The sequence below is a fragment of the Photobacterium halotolerans DSM 18316 genome, assembly GCF_000425165.1.
GTDB classification, from domain to species: Bacteria; Pseudomonadota; Gammaproteobacteria; order Enterobacterales; family Vibrionaceae; genus Photobacterium; species Photobacterium halotolerans.
In genome coordinates this window covers 118,140-132,427 of sequence record NZ_AULG01000016.1, presented here as the reverse complement: position 1 = coordinate 132,427, position 14,288 = coordinate 118,140, and the positions used below count along the sequence as shown (strand labels likewise).

The 14,288-nt window shown below is 50.8% G+C and carries 11 protein-coding genes; 8 read left to right on the top strand and 3 right to left on the bottom strand.

Translation table 11 applies throughout. The features are described 5' to 3' along the window. The first annotated feature begins 102 nt into the window (after window positions 1-102). The 5 genes from H511_RS0104645 (at window position 103) to H511_RS0104625 (ending at window position 7,162) form a co-directional block, all read left to right on the top strand. Window positions 103-417 (top strand): YbjQ family protein, encoded by a 315-nt coding sequence (locus H511_RS0104645; protein ID WP_027251258.1) that lies wholly within the window; start codon window positions 103-105, stop codon window positions 415-417. Window positions 418-543: 126 nt separating this feature from the next. After that, the gene (locus H511_RS0104640; RefSeq protein WP_027251257.1) at window positions 544-1,950 is read left to right on the top strand and encodes a DNA-3-methyladenine glycosylase 2 family protein; all 1,407 of its coding nucleotides are present in this window, start codon (window positions 544-546) and stop codon (window positions 1,948-1,950) included. Beyond that, window positions 1,947-2,438, top strand: a complete 492-nt coding sequence (locus tag H511_RS0104635; protein WP_036758757.1) for a methylated-DNA--[protein]-cysteine S-methyltransferase — start codon at window positions 1,947-1,949, stop codon at window positions 2,436-2,438. Before H511_RS0104640 ends, H511_RS0104635 begins: the two co-directional genes overlap by 4 nt. A 224-nt stretch (window positions 2,439-2,662) precedes the next feature. Next, window positions 2,663-6,268: a toxin VasX gene (locus tag H511_RS0104630; RefSeq protein WP_155804805.1), complete on the top strand. Its 3,606-nt coding sequence runs from the start codon at window positions 2,663-2,665 to the stop codon at window positions 6,266-6,268. Window positions 6,269-6,274: 6 nt separating this feature from the next. Beyond that, window positions 6,275-7,162, top strand: coding sequence for a succinate dehydrogenase/fumarate reductase transmembrane subunit (locus H511_RS0104625; RefSeq protein ID WP_027251254.1), 888 nt, complete (start codon window positions 6,275-6,277; stop codon window positions 7,160-7,162). 86 nt (window positions 7,163-7,248) lie between these two features. Here H511_RS0104625 and H511_RS0104620 read toward each other — a convergent pair whose 3' ends face one another. Beyond that, window positions 7,249-8,832 (bottom strand): DHA2 family efflux MFS transporter permease subunit, encoded by a 1,584-nt coding sequence (locus H511_RS0104620; RefSeq protein WP_027251253.1) that lies wholly within the window; start codon window positions 8,830-8,832, stop codon window positions 7,249-7,251. Continuing rightward, complete coding sequence (locus tag H511_RS22560; RefSeq protein ID WP_051287851.1) at window positions 8,825-9,919, bottom strand: HlyD family secretion protein; 1,095 nt, start codon at window positions 9,917-9,919, stop codon at window positions 8,825-8,827. The genes H511_RS0104620 and H511_RS22560 overlap by 8 nt, the downstream gene beginning before the upstream one ends. 164 nt (window positions 9,920-10,083) lie before the next feature. Here H511_RS22560 and H511_RS0104610 point away from each other — a divergent pair, with 164 nt between their 5' ends. After that, window positions 10,084-10,995 (top strand): LysR family transcriptional regulator, encoded by a 912-nt coding sequence (locus H511_RS0104610; RefSeq protein WP_027251252.1) that lies wholly within the window; start codon window positions 10,084-10,086, stop codon window positions 10,993-10,995. Here the strand turns inward: H511_RS0104610 and H511_RS0104605 are convergent. Beyond that, a complete protein-coding gene (locus H511_RS0104605; RefSeq protein WP_036758797.1) occupies window positions 10,967-11,920 on the bottom strand; it encodes a DUF3187 family protein in 954 nt (317 codons plus the stop codon). The two genes, H511_RS0104610 and H511_RS0104605, sit on opposite strands and share 29 nt — an antisense overlap. Window positions 11,921-12,312: 392 nt before the next feature. Between H511_RS0104605 and rimK the strand changes: the two genes are divergently transcribed. Both rimK and H511_RS0104595 read left to right on the top strand, forming a co-directional pair. Next, window positions 12,313-13,218: a 30S ribosomal protein S6--L-glutamate ligase gene (gene rimK, locus H511_RS0104600; RefSeq protein ID WP_027251250.1), complete on the top strand. Its 906-nt coding sequence runs from the start codon at window positions 12,313-12,315 to the stop codon at window positions 13,216-13,218. Further along, window positions 13,205-14,248, top strand: coding sequence for a succinylglutamate desuccinylase/aspartoacylase family protein (locus H511_RS0104595; RefSeq protein WP_027251249.1), 1,044 nt, complete (start codon window positions 13,205-13,207; stop codon window positions 14,246-14,248). The genes rimK and H511_RS0104595 overlap by 14 nt, the downstream gene beginning before the upstream one ends. Window positions 14,249-14,288: the final 40 nt, after the last annotated feature.

The following is a 14,288-nucleotide window of genomic DNA, read 5'->3' as shown; positions in this document are numbered from 1 at the left end:
CTTAAATTGAATTTCTCTGAAAATACAGTGTTCTGGAAATTAATTTCTTTGAAATAATAGTAATGGGACAGAATTTTCTGTCCCACAGATTGAGGGCTTTCTATGTTATGTGTAACAACACCGGATGTGGCACACCGTCCCATTAAAGAAGTGCTGGGGACTGTCAGTGGCAGCGTGGTGCAATCCAAGCATGTCGGCCGCGATATCATGGCGGGCTTCAAATCCATTTTTGGCGGGGAAATCCGTGGTTACACTCAAATGCTGGTGGAAGCCCGTGAAGAGGCCTTGCACAGAGCTATCGCCGAAGCTGAACATATGGGAGCGGATGCCATTGTGAATATGCGCTTTACAACCAGCACTATCATGCAGGGGGCGTCTGAGATTCTGGTGTACGGCACAGCGGTCAGGCTGAGCTGATCCCGTTCTACCTTCCTGTTGAGTTCCGATTCTGGCTAGTTTTGCCCGGCCAGAGGCGTACACTTAGCGCATGGATGAAGAGAGACGTGATTTACGAAATTGCGTCTGCGTATACAGGCTGAGTGTATGAGTTTATCGCCAACCCAGTGTCAGCAGGCCAGACTGGCCAAAGATCCCCGCTATGACGGGCTGTTTTTTACTGCGGTGAAAACCACCGGCATATACTGCCGTTCGGTCTGTCCGGCGCCTGCACCGAAAGAAGTGAATGTGGAATATTTCCGCACCGCGATTGAAGCGGCTCAGGCTGGCTATCGTCCTTGCCTGCGCTGCCGTCCGGACAGTGCTCCCGGTTCACCGGCGTGGCTGGGAACCGGGGCCACAGTGCAGCGTGCTTTGTCACTGCTGGATCAGGGGGCATTAATGTCTCAGTCCACCGAGCATCTTGCGGCTCGCCTGGGCGTGACCGACCGCTATCTGCGTCAGTTGGTGACTCAGGCCACTGGGCTTTCTCCCAAAGCTTACAGCCTGTATCAGCAATGCCTGATGGCAAAAAAACTCCTGCATGAAACCCGGTTGCCCGTCACAGAAGTGGCGTTTGCCAGCGGCTTTCACAGCGTGCGCCGGTTCAACGACTGTTTTCAAAAGCAGTTTTCGCTTTCACCTTCCCAATTGCGCAAGCAGGGTAAAGCTGAGCAAGGGGCGGGGCAGGGCATTCGTCTGCAACTGGCCTACCGGCCGCCTTACGACTGGCGACAGGTGCAGGGTTTTTATGCCGCCCGCCTCATTCCCGGGCTGGAGTGGCAAACAGAAAACAGCTACGGCCGCACTTTTTATTCGCGTGCCGGTGAGGTGGCGGCACATTATCAGGGACACTTTACTGCAACCCACTGTCCTGAAAAATGCTGTTTCGATGTGGATCTTCAGATTGATAACCTCAGTGGCCTGATCCCTGTGATCCGAAACATCCGTCGCTGCTTAGACCTGGATGCAGACAGTGAGCGTATCGCAACCGCGATTTGTCAGGCGACACCTGCCATGCCAGCCTCACAACCGGAGGCCGGGATACGTCTGCCCGGTATCTGGAGTCCGTTTGAAGCCGGTATGCGTGCGGTATTGGGGCAACAGGTGTCGGTGAAAGCGGCGCGGAACCTGGTGGAAAAACTGGTCATGCTGAATCCGGACAGCGGTGAAGATCTCAAGTATTTCCCCACCCCGGCTCAGGTGCTTGAGATGGATTTACAGCAACTTGGCATGCCACAGAAACGCAGGGAAACCCTGAAAAATCTGGCCGGTTTTGCCCAGACACACCCGCTTGGTATGGACGCCCCTGAGAAAGAACTGCTGGCGTTGCCCGGGATTGGCCCCTGGACGGTACATTATATGCGCATGCGGGGTCACAGCGACCCGGATATCTTTCTTTCCGGTGATTTAGGTGTAAAGAAAGCGCTGACGGCGCTGGAAAAGCCGGTTAATGAAACGGCCGCCGCACCCTGGCGCAGTTACCTCACTTTGTATTTATGGAGTTTGTTATGACCTCAACCACGACGAGCACTATCCAGCGATTCCGGCAACGGATTGATACACCCATTGGCTGGCTGGCCGTGGTGGCCGATCATCAGGCCATCACGACCATTGAGTTCGACGCACAGCCCGCTCCTGACGATGTCAGTAACGCCGTCACCGAATTGGGTGTGCAGCAACTGAACGAGTATTTCGCCGGCCAGCGTAAGCATTTTGATTTGCCCCTTTCCATGCCGGGCACCGCTTTCCAGCGTGAGGTCTGGCAGGCACTCACGGATGTGCCCTTTGGTGTCACCTGTTCCTATTCAGATGTCGCGCTGCAAATCGCCCGGCCTAAAGCTGTCCGGGCTGTGGGCGCCGCAAATGGTAAGAACCCGATACCCATAGTGGTGCCTTGCCACCGGATTATCGGCCGTTCCGGTACCCTGACAGGTTATGCCGGCGGTCTGGATAAAAAACGCTGGCTGCTTGAGCATGAAGGGTTAAGTATCAAGGCGTAATTTACAATGTAAATGGGGCGGTGCTCGCCCCTTGTGTTGTCTTTGCGCGGCTTATTATTCAATGAACTGCATGCCGGGTTCAAAAAATGAGAAAATTTTCCAACTTCTTGGCAAGTCTGGTCTTGCCAATCCGGTAACATACTGATTTATAAAGCGCTGGTTATTGGCGCGAAAATTGCTGGAATCCATGGATTAAACAGCATTAAATCAAGATGAGCGTCAGTATGGCAGATACCAATTTCCCTTACCCACCCCGGCATTCCATGTTCTGGGATGACCACCAGTACACCTACGATGAAGCAAAAGCCTTGTATGAACAGGGAACAGTACCTCATTCACGTCCTGTGAATCTGGAAGCGAACGGCGGCCAGCCAAGGACCAAGCCGCCGGAACATTCCATGATGTGGCATGATGAAAAATTAAAGCAGGAGCCACTTGAGCCCAAAACGCCGGTGAAAAAACGTAAAAAGAAGCCGGTGACGCCTTGTCACCTGTTCCCGGTGCGCTACGCCCTGGATGAGAATGATGAAAACGAAAAACCTAAACATGGCCTGCCTGAAGGTTGGCGCGGAAAAGGTTTTTTCTTTGGTCAGGCAATTGCGCCTTATCACAACACCTTGCGCCAACTGCGTGATGGCTGGCTGTATGTCTATAACGAAACAGACAAAACACTGGATGAGTACGAGTTCAAGGGTATCACCCTGACAAAATACGAGCAGGAGGATTATGATTTTCGCGCATTGGATGAGACGGATGGTCCGGCAGAACGTGGTCAGCCCGGCAGCAGCAAACCTTTTCTCACTTATAACAGCGATGCCTCCATCCGTATCGCCTGGAGCAAACAGCGTTGGTCCTGGCCGATGTTTTATCAGTTTGCGACCAGCCCGCTCGCCCGTTTTTATGCTCGTCATGTGAGGTGTTCAAGTTTAGCCACACATCCTGACGATCATGTTGCGAGCCTGGATTTACTCGAGCAAGTTGCCGACATTGATCAGCAGGGCGGTGAAATCGAACGCTTTTCAGGCTTGGTGCATACCAAAACACCGGAAGAAACCACGGTTGAAGTTGAAGACCCGGATGGTCAGGAAAAGATAACGGTTCAGTTAGAACATGAGATCAAACCTGTCGCTGAAGCAGGTGAAATAAAAAATCAAATGCCAGCCGATGAGGCCGCTTATATTGTGGCTATCAATGACCCCTTAAGCGATATCGCAGAAATGGGGTTTCGTTTTTCTCATGTGGTGGGTGAATGGCAAGACTGGTTTGAATATGAAGCCGCGCCCAAACAGCTGATGGACGCTGTGATGCAACTGACCGCAACAGACATTCCTCAGGATCTGGACATTCGCTATCCGTACCTGCTGGATGACATGCCGCGCAGTGAGCAGGTTGCCGTGTATCAGGAAATCAACGAACTCTTTGAATTAAGACGAATCCACGAAAATGATAAAGCGAATTCTTCGGGGATCACCGCAGGGGCTGGCTCGTTTGCCCGGCTGTCGCAAGCGGAACAGGCATTTAAGAAAAAACACGGCAGCATCGCTTACAGAAAGTATTTCGAGGACTGGAATAAGCTGAGTAAGAACCGCCGGATGGTCGATCTTGAAAATCTTTTTGAAGACAATATTGCTTATCTTGAACAGGAAGAAAAACGCTACCCGGCAGTGGAAAGGCACAGAGACATTGCACTGAAAATGCTGCAAGTGTTCGGGAAAGACTTCATCAGAAAGGGCTTTGCCGACATTTATTCGGTCCCGGTACAGCTCTATCTGGCAGACATTTATGCCAGTATTGAAACGCCACTCGTCTTGTGCCCGATGACGGCGCCACAGCGTGAATGGCTCGCCAGAGAGTTTGAACAACCTACCACAATGATCCCGCTGCGTTTCGCCGGATTCAGCAGCGAACTGTATGACACATACCATCTGTACCTCAGAAGCGGTGGAGACTTTTCACTGATCTCCAAAGATGAGTTAGCGTTAGAAGAAAGTGGTGCCACCCCGGGGAAAGATTTCACCGTCAGTTACGCCGCTTTCCTGACTTTTATTCACGATCCCGGCGCTCAATCCCATAAGGTACTTGGCAAACTCGCCACACAGTTGAGCCAGATCCATGACAGTTTCACCCAAGTGATCAGTGCGCCACTCAAAGCGGGCGCGACACAAACAGTCAGTGGTGTTGCGCATGGTATTACCGCCACACTTTCTCTGGTGGGGGGAACCGCCTTTACCAAACGGGCGCTTGAGACCGCCATGTTGGCTGAAAGCTTTGCCACTGACACAGACATTGAGGTTGACACAAAATACAGGAACAAACTGAATGACTGGCAGGATGAGCTGAGTAACATCAACAAAAAACTTCGGGCAACCGACAGAATCTATGCGGCAAAAGCCAATAAGCTCAATCAAGCTCACCATGTTCTGATGGCCAGACGGACAGGCCAGCCAATTGAAAGTATGGCAGATGAAACTGACACTCTGTTAAAAGAGCGAATACAGCTGGCAAGGGAAAAAGAGGCTCACTTTGATAAAAAGCCAAACAGCGTTCAAATCAGAGCCAGGCATCTGAAAGACGAAGGCATCAGAGTTGTCACGGAAAACATTAACCAGGCTGCCAAGAAAGCCAGTTCTGTGGTGGCATCCAGTCGTGTGGATTTACTGGTGGTTATTGTCACGCTAAACGACTTGCTGGATTACATAGATAGTCTGAAATCCAATAATGTCCTCACTTTTGATGAAACTCTGGGTGCTGTCCAGCGCATGTCAGCCACCGGAGCAAGTCTGGCCGCAGTATTCCAGGCTCCCGCATGGAGCGCGTTTGGGATAACAAAGAACACAAAAAACCTAACACTTGCTGGCTTAAAGGATATGGTTAAAGCACCAAATCCTGCCCTAATGTCTGCAGCTCAGGTGAAGGCTGGAATGAGGTTTGTCCATATTACAAGATATGCAGCAACTTTTACGATAGTGGCTTCAGTAACAGATACTATTTTGGCTGTTAACACTGCTTTGGGCAGTAAAGGCGAATTAAAAAAGTTATATGCTGCGAAAGGAGCTATAACTTTAACTCAATCAGTCGCTGGAGGTTGGCAATTTCTCAATGTCACGCTTTTACGAGGTGTCGTCCCATTGGCATTTAACCCCTGGGTGTTGGCAGGGATATTTCTTTCAAATTTTGTGGTGATGATAATCAATGAACTCATCAGTTATCATGAAAAGAATGATTATCAGCAATGGCTGTTCAACGGTGCTTGGGGGGGTGAAAAATCGCCCAAGTGGCTCACATTAACGACACCAGAAGCCAAGAGTCACGCATCCCTTCTGGCATTCAATGAACTGAAATATATTCAAATGCAGCCTGAGATTGAAGTCATCCCTCATCTCCATCAGGAATATCCGGAGACTGAAACCTATACCAACCGAAATTCAATCAGCCAGGTTTTGAAAGGCGTCTATCTGAATTTCTTTGTCCCGCCATATGCCGGTGGCAACATTCTGGGGGTGATGTTTGAACAAAGTATCAACAATCAATTCTCTGTCACTGAAAGTGTAGAAGGCGGGCTGTGGAAACAGGATGAATCAACCGGCCGGATGAGTTACCAGTGTTATCTGCCGCTGGATGAGAATCAGAGTGAGATGTCGTTGGTGTTGGGTTACTGTCAGTCCAGACACAGTGATGAAAGTCAGAACAGACAACTCTATCATTATAGTTTCGGGGTTCGAAACGGACAACTGATCGCCAAAAAACTGACAAATAAAGAGCTGGAACAAAAATATAGTGGGTCATTGCCTGCTTTTGCGCCAGACAATCGTATTTTTATAGAAGGTTAACAATAAATGGAACAGGTTAGCAGGCCATTAACAAAAGCTCAGGTACCAACAGAAACTGAAGTTAAAGAACTATATGAAAAAATAAACTCGGATCCGGATAAAATTGAATGGGAAATCATAGCATTTCAGCAACCTTATCCGAGTCGGAGAAAATATTATGTGATGTTAATGACGTTAATATCTGTGTTATTTTCATTTTTCATTCTATTGATTGCATTTGAATTTAATGTTATCGCTGCAATTACTGAACCATTTACTTGGCCGATGTATGGAGCTGTGATTTTTGCAAGCCTAACCATAGGAAAGATCACCTTATTTCCCAGGTTTCGTCATCACTACATCTTGAGCCGTTATGGTCTGATTACTGAAGATCATGTCCATTCATCAAAAACAGGCAACGCTATCCTAAGAAAGTTACTGGCTGTTGCCGCAGTTGGCTCACTGGCCGCGCTGTTTATCATTGGTCCGACTGCATTAGTAGGATTTGCCGGACTGGGTGTGACCTGGCTGGTATTGAGCGGAACGAATCTGGATAAGTATTTGTTGTCGCAATGTATTAGTACGCATGACGAGATATTTTTCTTAAGGGAACATGATGATCATGATGAATCAAGAGATTATTTTTTAATATATCACCGTGGATATATCTTCGAAGAATCTGAAGAGTCCGTTATTAAATTAGAACAATATAATGTCACATCAACTGATATATATTGTTTGCAAGGTGATAAACAAAGAATTATGAATAAATTTAATGATTTTTTCCCTTATGGGAAAATTCCAAGTGATAAAAAGGACTTGTTTAAAGGTGCTGCCAGATATTTACCACCTCAGGAAATCATGGATCTAGAAACACAGACCTCACCGTATCGCGATGCTGAGCAATGCAGTTAATCGTTTTCTTCATCGAAAAGCGCCCTGTCAGTGAACAAATTGACAAGGCGCACATGATACCAACATGTTGTCTCAGCTGTGATGGATCAACCCTTAGCCGGCTCTGCATCCGGTAAAGACAGCACCAAAATGGCGGCAAAGACCAGGAAGCCTGTCATCATCATGAACACATCGTTATACGCCATGATGTAGGCGTCGGTTTGCATGCTTTGTGCCAGGCTGGCTTTGGCTTTCAGCATCGCGGTTGTCGGGTCTGTACCCTGTTGCAGGTAATGCCCGGCTTGCTGTGCCAGTTGATGCCACGCGTCGTTACTGACGCTGGGTAAGCTGGCCTTGATGTGAGCCAGATGCTCCCGCGCTTTGTTGTCCAGCATGGTGGCTATCAGTGCGATGCTGAAAGCGCCGCCCAGATTACGTAACACATTGGTGATGGTCGAGGCATCCGGTGTCTGGTGCTTGTGTATGGTCTGCATCGCGACCAGTGACAGTGGCACAATGATAAAGGGGCTGCCAATGGCCCGCAGTAACATCGACAGTATCATCTGCTGTCCGCCAAAATCCTGATTCATGTGGGTATTCACATAACAGCTGATACCGAACATGATGAAACCAAATGCCACCAGAAACTTGGGTTTAACAACTTGCGTCAGTTTGGGGATCAGAGGGAAAAGCAGCAATTGAGGAAACCCCATCCACATCAGCACTTTCCCGATCTCCAGCGCGTTGTAATGATGAATTTGCGTCAGATACATGGGCAGAACAAAAATGGAACCCAGTAACGCCATGCCCAGGATCAGATAAGCCAGCCCTGACATCGCAAAGTGCGGATTACTGAGCAACCTCAGGTTCACCAGGGGTCTGGGATGCCGCAGTTCATTGATAACGAACGCCACTAAGCTCAGGACGGCGATAACGGTTAACCCTATGATAAAGTGCGAACTGAACCACTCTTCCCGGTTTCCTTCCTCCAGCATGACTTCCAGACAGCCTAAACCGACCGCCATGGTCGCGATGCCAGCCCAGTCGGCATTTTTCAGGCTGCTGATATTCATTGGCTGATCATCCAGGCCATAGCGGAGCATGGCCAGCATCAGTAAAGCCGGCGGCAAGTTGATGTAAAAAATGTAATGCCACGACAGATGCTCTGTCAGCCAGCCGCCCAGCGTCGGGCCGATAGAAGGCGCAAACGTGGCCGTGACGCCGAACATCGCCATACCTATGGCCCGTTTATGAACCGGTAACAGCTGGACCACCAGTGAAAACGCCATCGGAATCAGCGCGCCGCCACTGAAGCCCTGCATGGCGCGAAAGGTAATCATGGAGCTCATATTCCAGGCGATGGAGCACAGCAGCGAAGACACAGTGAAAATCACTGTGGTGCCAATCAGGTAGCGGCGTGCCCCCAGTGCCGTTGATAACCATCCGCTCAGGGGAATTGCGATCATTTCCGCCACCAGATACGAGGTGGAAATCCACGAGCTTTCATCCAGGGTGGCAGACAGCGCGCCCTGAATATCTTTCAGGGAGGAGTTGGTGATCTGAATATCAAGGATCGCCATGAAAGCGCCCAGCATGCCGCCCAGCAGGGCAATCCAGTGCCGGAACGGGACGTCACTCTCGGAACGCTGATCAAGGGCAGGGTTTGGCTGAGGCAGAGCCTGTTCACTCATGAGCGACCTCAGCTTTTGCCAGAGTTTCTTCCCCCTGTGCTGACAGTGACCGGGTATCTATGGTCGCGACCACAGACAGGCCCGGCAGCAGCTGACCGGCGAGTTGCTCAGGATGTGGGATCACAATTTTGACCGGCACCCGCTGCACAATTTTGGTGAAGTTGCCCGTGGCATTCTCGGGCGGCAGTAACGCAAATTTTGCCCCGGTGGCGGGAGAAAAGCTGTCGACCACACCTTCCAGGGTCTGACCCGGATAGGCATCCAGCTCAAATTCCACCTGTTGTCCCTGATGAATACTGGCAAGCTGAGTTTCTTTGAAATTGGCTTCAATCCAGACTTCCCGGGCAGGCACCAGACTGAGCAGCGGCATGCCCGGCTGGACATACAGTCCGATCCTCAGGCTGCGTTTGCCGACAATGCCGTCAACCGGGGCATAAATACGGGTGTAACTGAGATCGAGCTCCGCCTGTTTGACCTGCACCCTGGCTTCCTGTACCGAAGCTTCCGCCTGACCTTTCTGGCTGTTCAGTACCAGAAGCTGATCTTTTGCCGCCTGCAGGCTGGCCTTTGCGGCTTCAAGCTCTGCGGCAGTGACTTTCAGGTGTGAGCTGGCATCGTCGACTTCATCTTGCGACGAATAGTTTTTTGCCAGCAGGGAACGGGCGCGCCTGTCTTGCTGCTGAGCACGTTCCAGCGCTGCCTGCGCCGAGCTGACCTGGCTGGCGGACTGACGAATCACGGTTTTCTGCAGCGCAAACTGGGCATTAAGGTGGGCGACTGCAGCTTGTGTTACAACCAGATTGGCCTTGGCTTTTTCCAGTGCTGCCTGATAATCGCGATCGTCAATCGTGGCCAGCAGTTGTCCTGCTTCGACGCTGTCGTTATCGCTGACATAGGTTGCCTGGATATAGCCGGCCACTTTGGGGCTGATATTGGTGATTTCACCCTGTAAATAGGCATTGTCTGTGGTTTCAAAATAGCGGCCGTAGCCGTACCAGTATCCTCCCACCGACACGGCGATAAGACCCAGCGTCAGCGTAGCAATAAGAGGAAGGCGTGAAGATGTTTTTGAGGCTTGCTCGGTCATGAGAATTCGTATTGTTGTGATTTATGTTTGGGGCATGAATTGTAAAAAATTATGAATTGGTTTATTAGATAGGAAAAATCGAAAACACTGTTGCGGATTTTTCACTAATGGTGATGTTGCGGGTCGCATTGTTGCTGACAGCTTTCTGATTAATGGGTAGTGGTATGGATTTAAATGCAATGGTGATGTTCGCTCAGGTGGTCGAATGCGGGAGTTTTACGCAGGCCGCTGAGGCGATGGACATTACGAAATCGACAATCAGCAGGAAAATAGCGGATTTGGAGAAAGATCTGGCGGTGCGCCTGCTTACCCGCAGCACCCGCAATCTGGTGCTGACCCATGAAGGGGAAGCGTTTTATCAGTCGTGCCGTCAGGTGGTCGAAATTGCGAGCCAGGCTGAGCTTGAAGTGACGGCAAATCAGGATTTGATCAGAGGCAGGCTGAATGTGGTGATGCCTGTTGAGGTCGGCCAGAAAGTGTTTGGCAAGAGCATCAACGCGTTTTTGAAACAGTATCCGCATGTCAGCCTGCACCTTGAATTGAGTAACCGGGAAGTTGATCTGATTGCTGAAGGGATCGATCTGCATGTGCGGGTGGGCGACATTAACGATTCCGGTATGGTGGCAAGACCGTTTCATTCGTCGCGGCGGATCCTCGTTGCCAGCCCTGACTATCTCGCGCTGAACGGAAACATTGAGTCGCCGGCGGATTTGGCTGCGCCTCACCATCAGATCAAAATCTATAATGCCGTGAAGATACCGCATTGGGCGCTGGAAAAAGACGGACAGCAGGTGCAGATTGAATTGCCGTACCGTTTCAGGGTCAATACCATCACCTCGGCAGTGTCAGCGTGTCTGGATGGCCTGGGGATCGCTATGTTGCCGGAATTTATCTGTCGGGAGCACATTGAGCGTGGTGAACTGATACAGATACTGCCAGGCTGGGTGTCGCCGGTTGTGCCGATCAGCTTTGTTTACCCGCAGCGGGAACTGATCCCGAACCGGCTTCGTCTGTTTATTGATTTTTTGATTGAGCGCTTTGAGGTGATCACCAGCGTTGCCGATAGCCCAGGGTAATCGCCACATCCGGGCTGTTATCCATATTGAATACATTTTCAGTGAGGATCAGCTCCAGCACGCTGGTGGAAAAGTGGTAGCGGTATCCTGCCAGAATCTCGTTGGACGCTTGTGACAGTGCCGAGGCGGCTTCCGACGCGCCTTCATAATAATGGTATTCCAGTAAGACTCTGTGGGGCCCATTGAACTGATACTGCCAGCCGGCCGCTGCGGCGTAGGTCAGCGTGTTATAAGGAATGAGTGCCGCCGGATTATCGCGATAAACCCCGCCGAACATGGCGTGAAAGCGATGGCGATCCTGATGATAGCTGTAGTTAAGCTGTAAAGCCTGCTCCAGATTATGGTTGTGGAACGGGCCGGAGTCGACATAGTTGTAATACAGCGAGGCGCCGATAGAAAGCGCTTCCCTTGGGCGATCCAGTAGCTGCCAGCCACTGTACAGGGTCAGCGTCCGTGTCAGCGTCTCGCCTTTGAAATCTGTATACTCCACCCCGTATTCCGGGATAGAAATATCAAAGCTGTGCCTGGGCACATCTTCACGGCCATTCAGGCCGATGCCGAACAGATTATGAAAGCCAAACGTCAGGTTATCTAAGTGACTGTCCAGAGCAATTCGCCAACTGGCGTCCAGCTCCAGTTGCCAGCCGGCTGTGACTTGCCACATTAATCCGGTACTGAAAGTAGACTGATAGTAATCAGCCCGATACTCAGGGGTTTCTGCCCAGATACTGGCCGTGGCCGCCGTGGCATAAAACTCCATCGTATCTTCGGGTAACGCAAAGCCGCTCCTGAGCTGCGGGCTCAGGCTGTTGGACTGGAGAGGTGATTGGGCATAGGTTTTCAGCGGACCAAAATCCTGCTCATGCGAAGGTGTTGCGAAGGCAGTGTGCCAAATGGACAAACCAATGACCAGACTCCCTGTCACTGCCGGGTACCGGAAGCATATCATTCATTTCTCTGGGTACTGGACCATCCGCTTTTATCATACTTGGTTGCTATCGCATACCGCTAAGCTATTGTGCAATATAATCAATCTGTCACTATAGTCATGAGATAAAAGCCGGGATCAATTCATTTCGATGAGAACAGTATAGGTGAAGGATTTTGTGTGCCTTGCCTCAGCTTTGCAACCCTGGTGCGGAGAAACCCGAGCGAGAGTTGGTTTTACTACACTGAGAAGATTGAGATCGGCATTCTGTCCTGAGTGCTTTTTGAGTGTAAGTCAATATTGTTCTGCCCCGGTAGGCATCGAAAATCGTTGTCCCGGTTGTTCCATTCTGACGTGCAACACCTGTTTATGCATTTTTTGGAGTGACAATGAAAATTGGTATCCTTTCCCGTAATTCAAAGCTGTACTCAACCCGTCGTCTGATTGAAGCCTGCCGTGAGCGTGGGCATGAGGCGCAGGTCATTGATGCGTTGCGCTGCTATATGAACATCAATTCCGACCAGCCTTCCATCCACTCCAAAGGACAGGATTTATCCGGATTTGATGCCATTATTCCGCGCATCGGCGCCTCGGTGACTTTCTATGGCTGTGCGGTATTGCGTCAGTTTGAAATGATGGGCGTTTTTCCGGTCAATGAATCTGTCGCTATTACCCGCTCCCGGGACAAATTACGTTCGCTGCAATTGCTGTCGCGCAAAGGGGTCGGGATGCCGATCACCGGCTTTGCCAGCAAGCCGGATGATATTGGTGACTTGCTTGAAATGGTGGGCGGCGCACCTGTGGTGATCAAACTGCTGGAAGGGACGCAAGGGATAGGTGTGGTACTGGCTGAAACCCGTAAGGCGGCAGAAAGTGTGATTGAAGCCTTTCTGGGGCTGAAAGCTAACATCATGGTGCAGGAATACATCAAAGAAGCGGGCGGTGCGGATATCCGCTGTTTCGTGATCGGCGATAAAGTGATCGCCGCAATGAAGCGTCAGGGGGCCGAAGGGGAATTTCGTTCTAACCTGCACCGTGGCGGATCGGCGTCGTTAATCCGGATTACGCCGGAAGAACGTAAGACGGCAGTGCTTGCCGCCAAGGTGATGGGACTGCGTGTAGCCGGTGTGGATCTGCTGCGTTCCCAGCGCGGGCCGCTGGTGATGGAAGTGAACTCCTCCCCAGGTTTGGAAGGTATTGAACAAGCGACTGGTAAGGATATCGCGGGTATGATAATCAAATACATAGAATCAACCGCAAAACCGCAGAGGACGCGCACCAGTGGCAAAGGCTAGATTAAACAAAGTCATCGAATTTATTGGCACCGAAGTGCCGCCAGGACAATCTGCCACCATCGATTTAGAAGCCGCCCAGCTGTATACCCATTCACCACTGCACATTCCGGTTCATGTGGTGAACGGGCGCTATCAGGGACCCGTTATGCTGGTCAGCGCTGCTATTCATGGTGATGAGCTCAATGGCGTGGAAGCGGTCAGGCAACTGCTGAACAAAGTGGATCCGTTGAAATTGCACGGTACTCTGGTGGCCGTGCCTGTCGTGAACGTGTTCGGATTTATTCATAAATCCCGTTATTTACCTGACAGACGTGATCTCAACCGGTGTTTTCCCGGCTCTGAACGGGGCTCGACGGCAGCCCGCATGGCTTACCAGTTCAGTGAACATGTGGTCAAAAAGTGCACGCATATTATTGATTTGCACACAGGTGCAATTCACCGGGGGAATCTGCCTCAGGTGCGGGCGAATCTGGAGGATCAGGAAAGTGCTGCAATGGCGCATGCCTTCGGCACCCCTGTGATTCTGGATGCAGCAATTCGCGATGGCTCGCTACGGGCGGTGGCTGATGCTGCCGGTATTCCTGTCATCACTTACGAAGGCGGGGAAGCGTTGCGGTTTGAGCCGCTTGTGATTGCCGCGGCGGTGAAAGGCATAGTGAGTGTCATGCGGATGCTGGGAATGATCCGCAGGGTGAGCCGGAAAAAAGAACAGGCATCGCCTTTTATCGCCCGCTCCAGCAGCTGGGTGAGGGCTGAGCAGAACGGAATAGTACGTTGTGTGGTGGCACTCGGTGAGCGGGTAACCAAAGGGCAGGTACTGGCCTATATCAGTGCCCCGCTTGGCCATGGTGAAGATACTATGGTTGCACCCCGAGACGGCATCGTTATCGGTCAGCAAATGCTGCCCTTGGTCAATGAAGGGGACGCGGTTTTTCACCTTGCCTATTTCAATAAAGGGGCAAGTTCAGAAGTCGAGCAGCAAATTGAATCGTTTCTTGATGAAGTCAGCGATGAAGTCGATATCACCTGATGGGATGTTGAGCTAACCATTCTTATTTTTGCGCACGGGA

Bases quoted from the DNA above. Each gene is read 5' to 3' on its own strand.
- H511_RS0104640 (WP_027251257.1), top strand. From the start codon at position 544: ATGAGTTTATCGCCAACCCAGTGTCAGCAGGCCAGACTGGCCAAAGAT.
- H511_RS0104635 (WP_036758757.1), top strand. From the start codon at position 1,947: ATGACCTCAACCACGACGAGCACTATCCAGCGATTCCGGCAACGGATT.
- H511_RS0104630 (WP_155804805.1), top strand. From the start codon at position 2,663: ATGGCAGATACCAATTTCCCTTACCCACCCCGGCATTCCATGTTCTGG.
- H511_RS0104620 (WP_027251253.1), bottom strand. From the start codon at position 8,832: ATGAGTGAACAGGCTCTGCCTCAGCCAAACCCTGCCCTTGATCAGCGT.
- H511_RS0104645 (WP_027251258.1), top strand. From the start codon at position 103: ATGTTATGTGTAACAACACCGGATGTGGCACACCGTCCCATTAAAGAA.
- H511_RS22560 (WP_051287851.1), bottom strand. From the start codon at position 9,919: ATGACCGAGCAAGCCTCAAAAACATCTTCACGCCTTCCTCTTATTGCT.
- H511_RS0104610 (WP_027251252.1), top strand. From the start codon at position 10,084: ATGGATTTAAATGCAATGGTGATGTTCGCTCAGGTGGTCGAATGCGGG.
- H511_RS0104625 (WP_027251254.1), top strand. From the start codon at position 6,275: ATGGAACAGGTTAGCAGGCCATTAACAAAAGCTCAGGTACCAACAGAA.
- rimK (WP_027251250.1), top strand. From the start codon at position 12,313: ATGAAAATTGGTATCCTTTCCCGTAATTCAAAGCTGTACTCAACCCGT.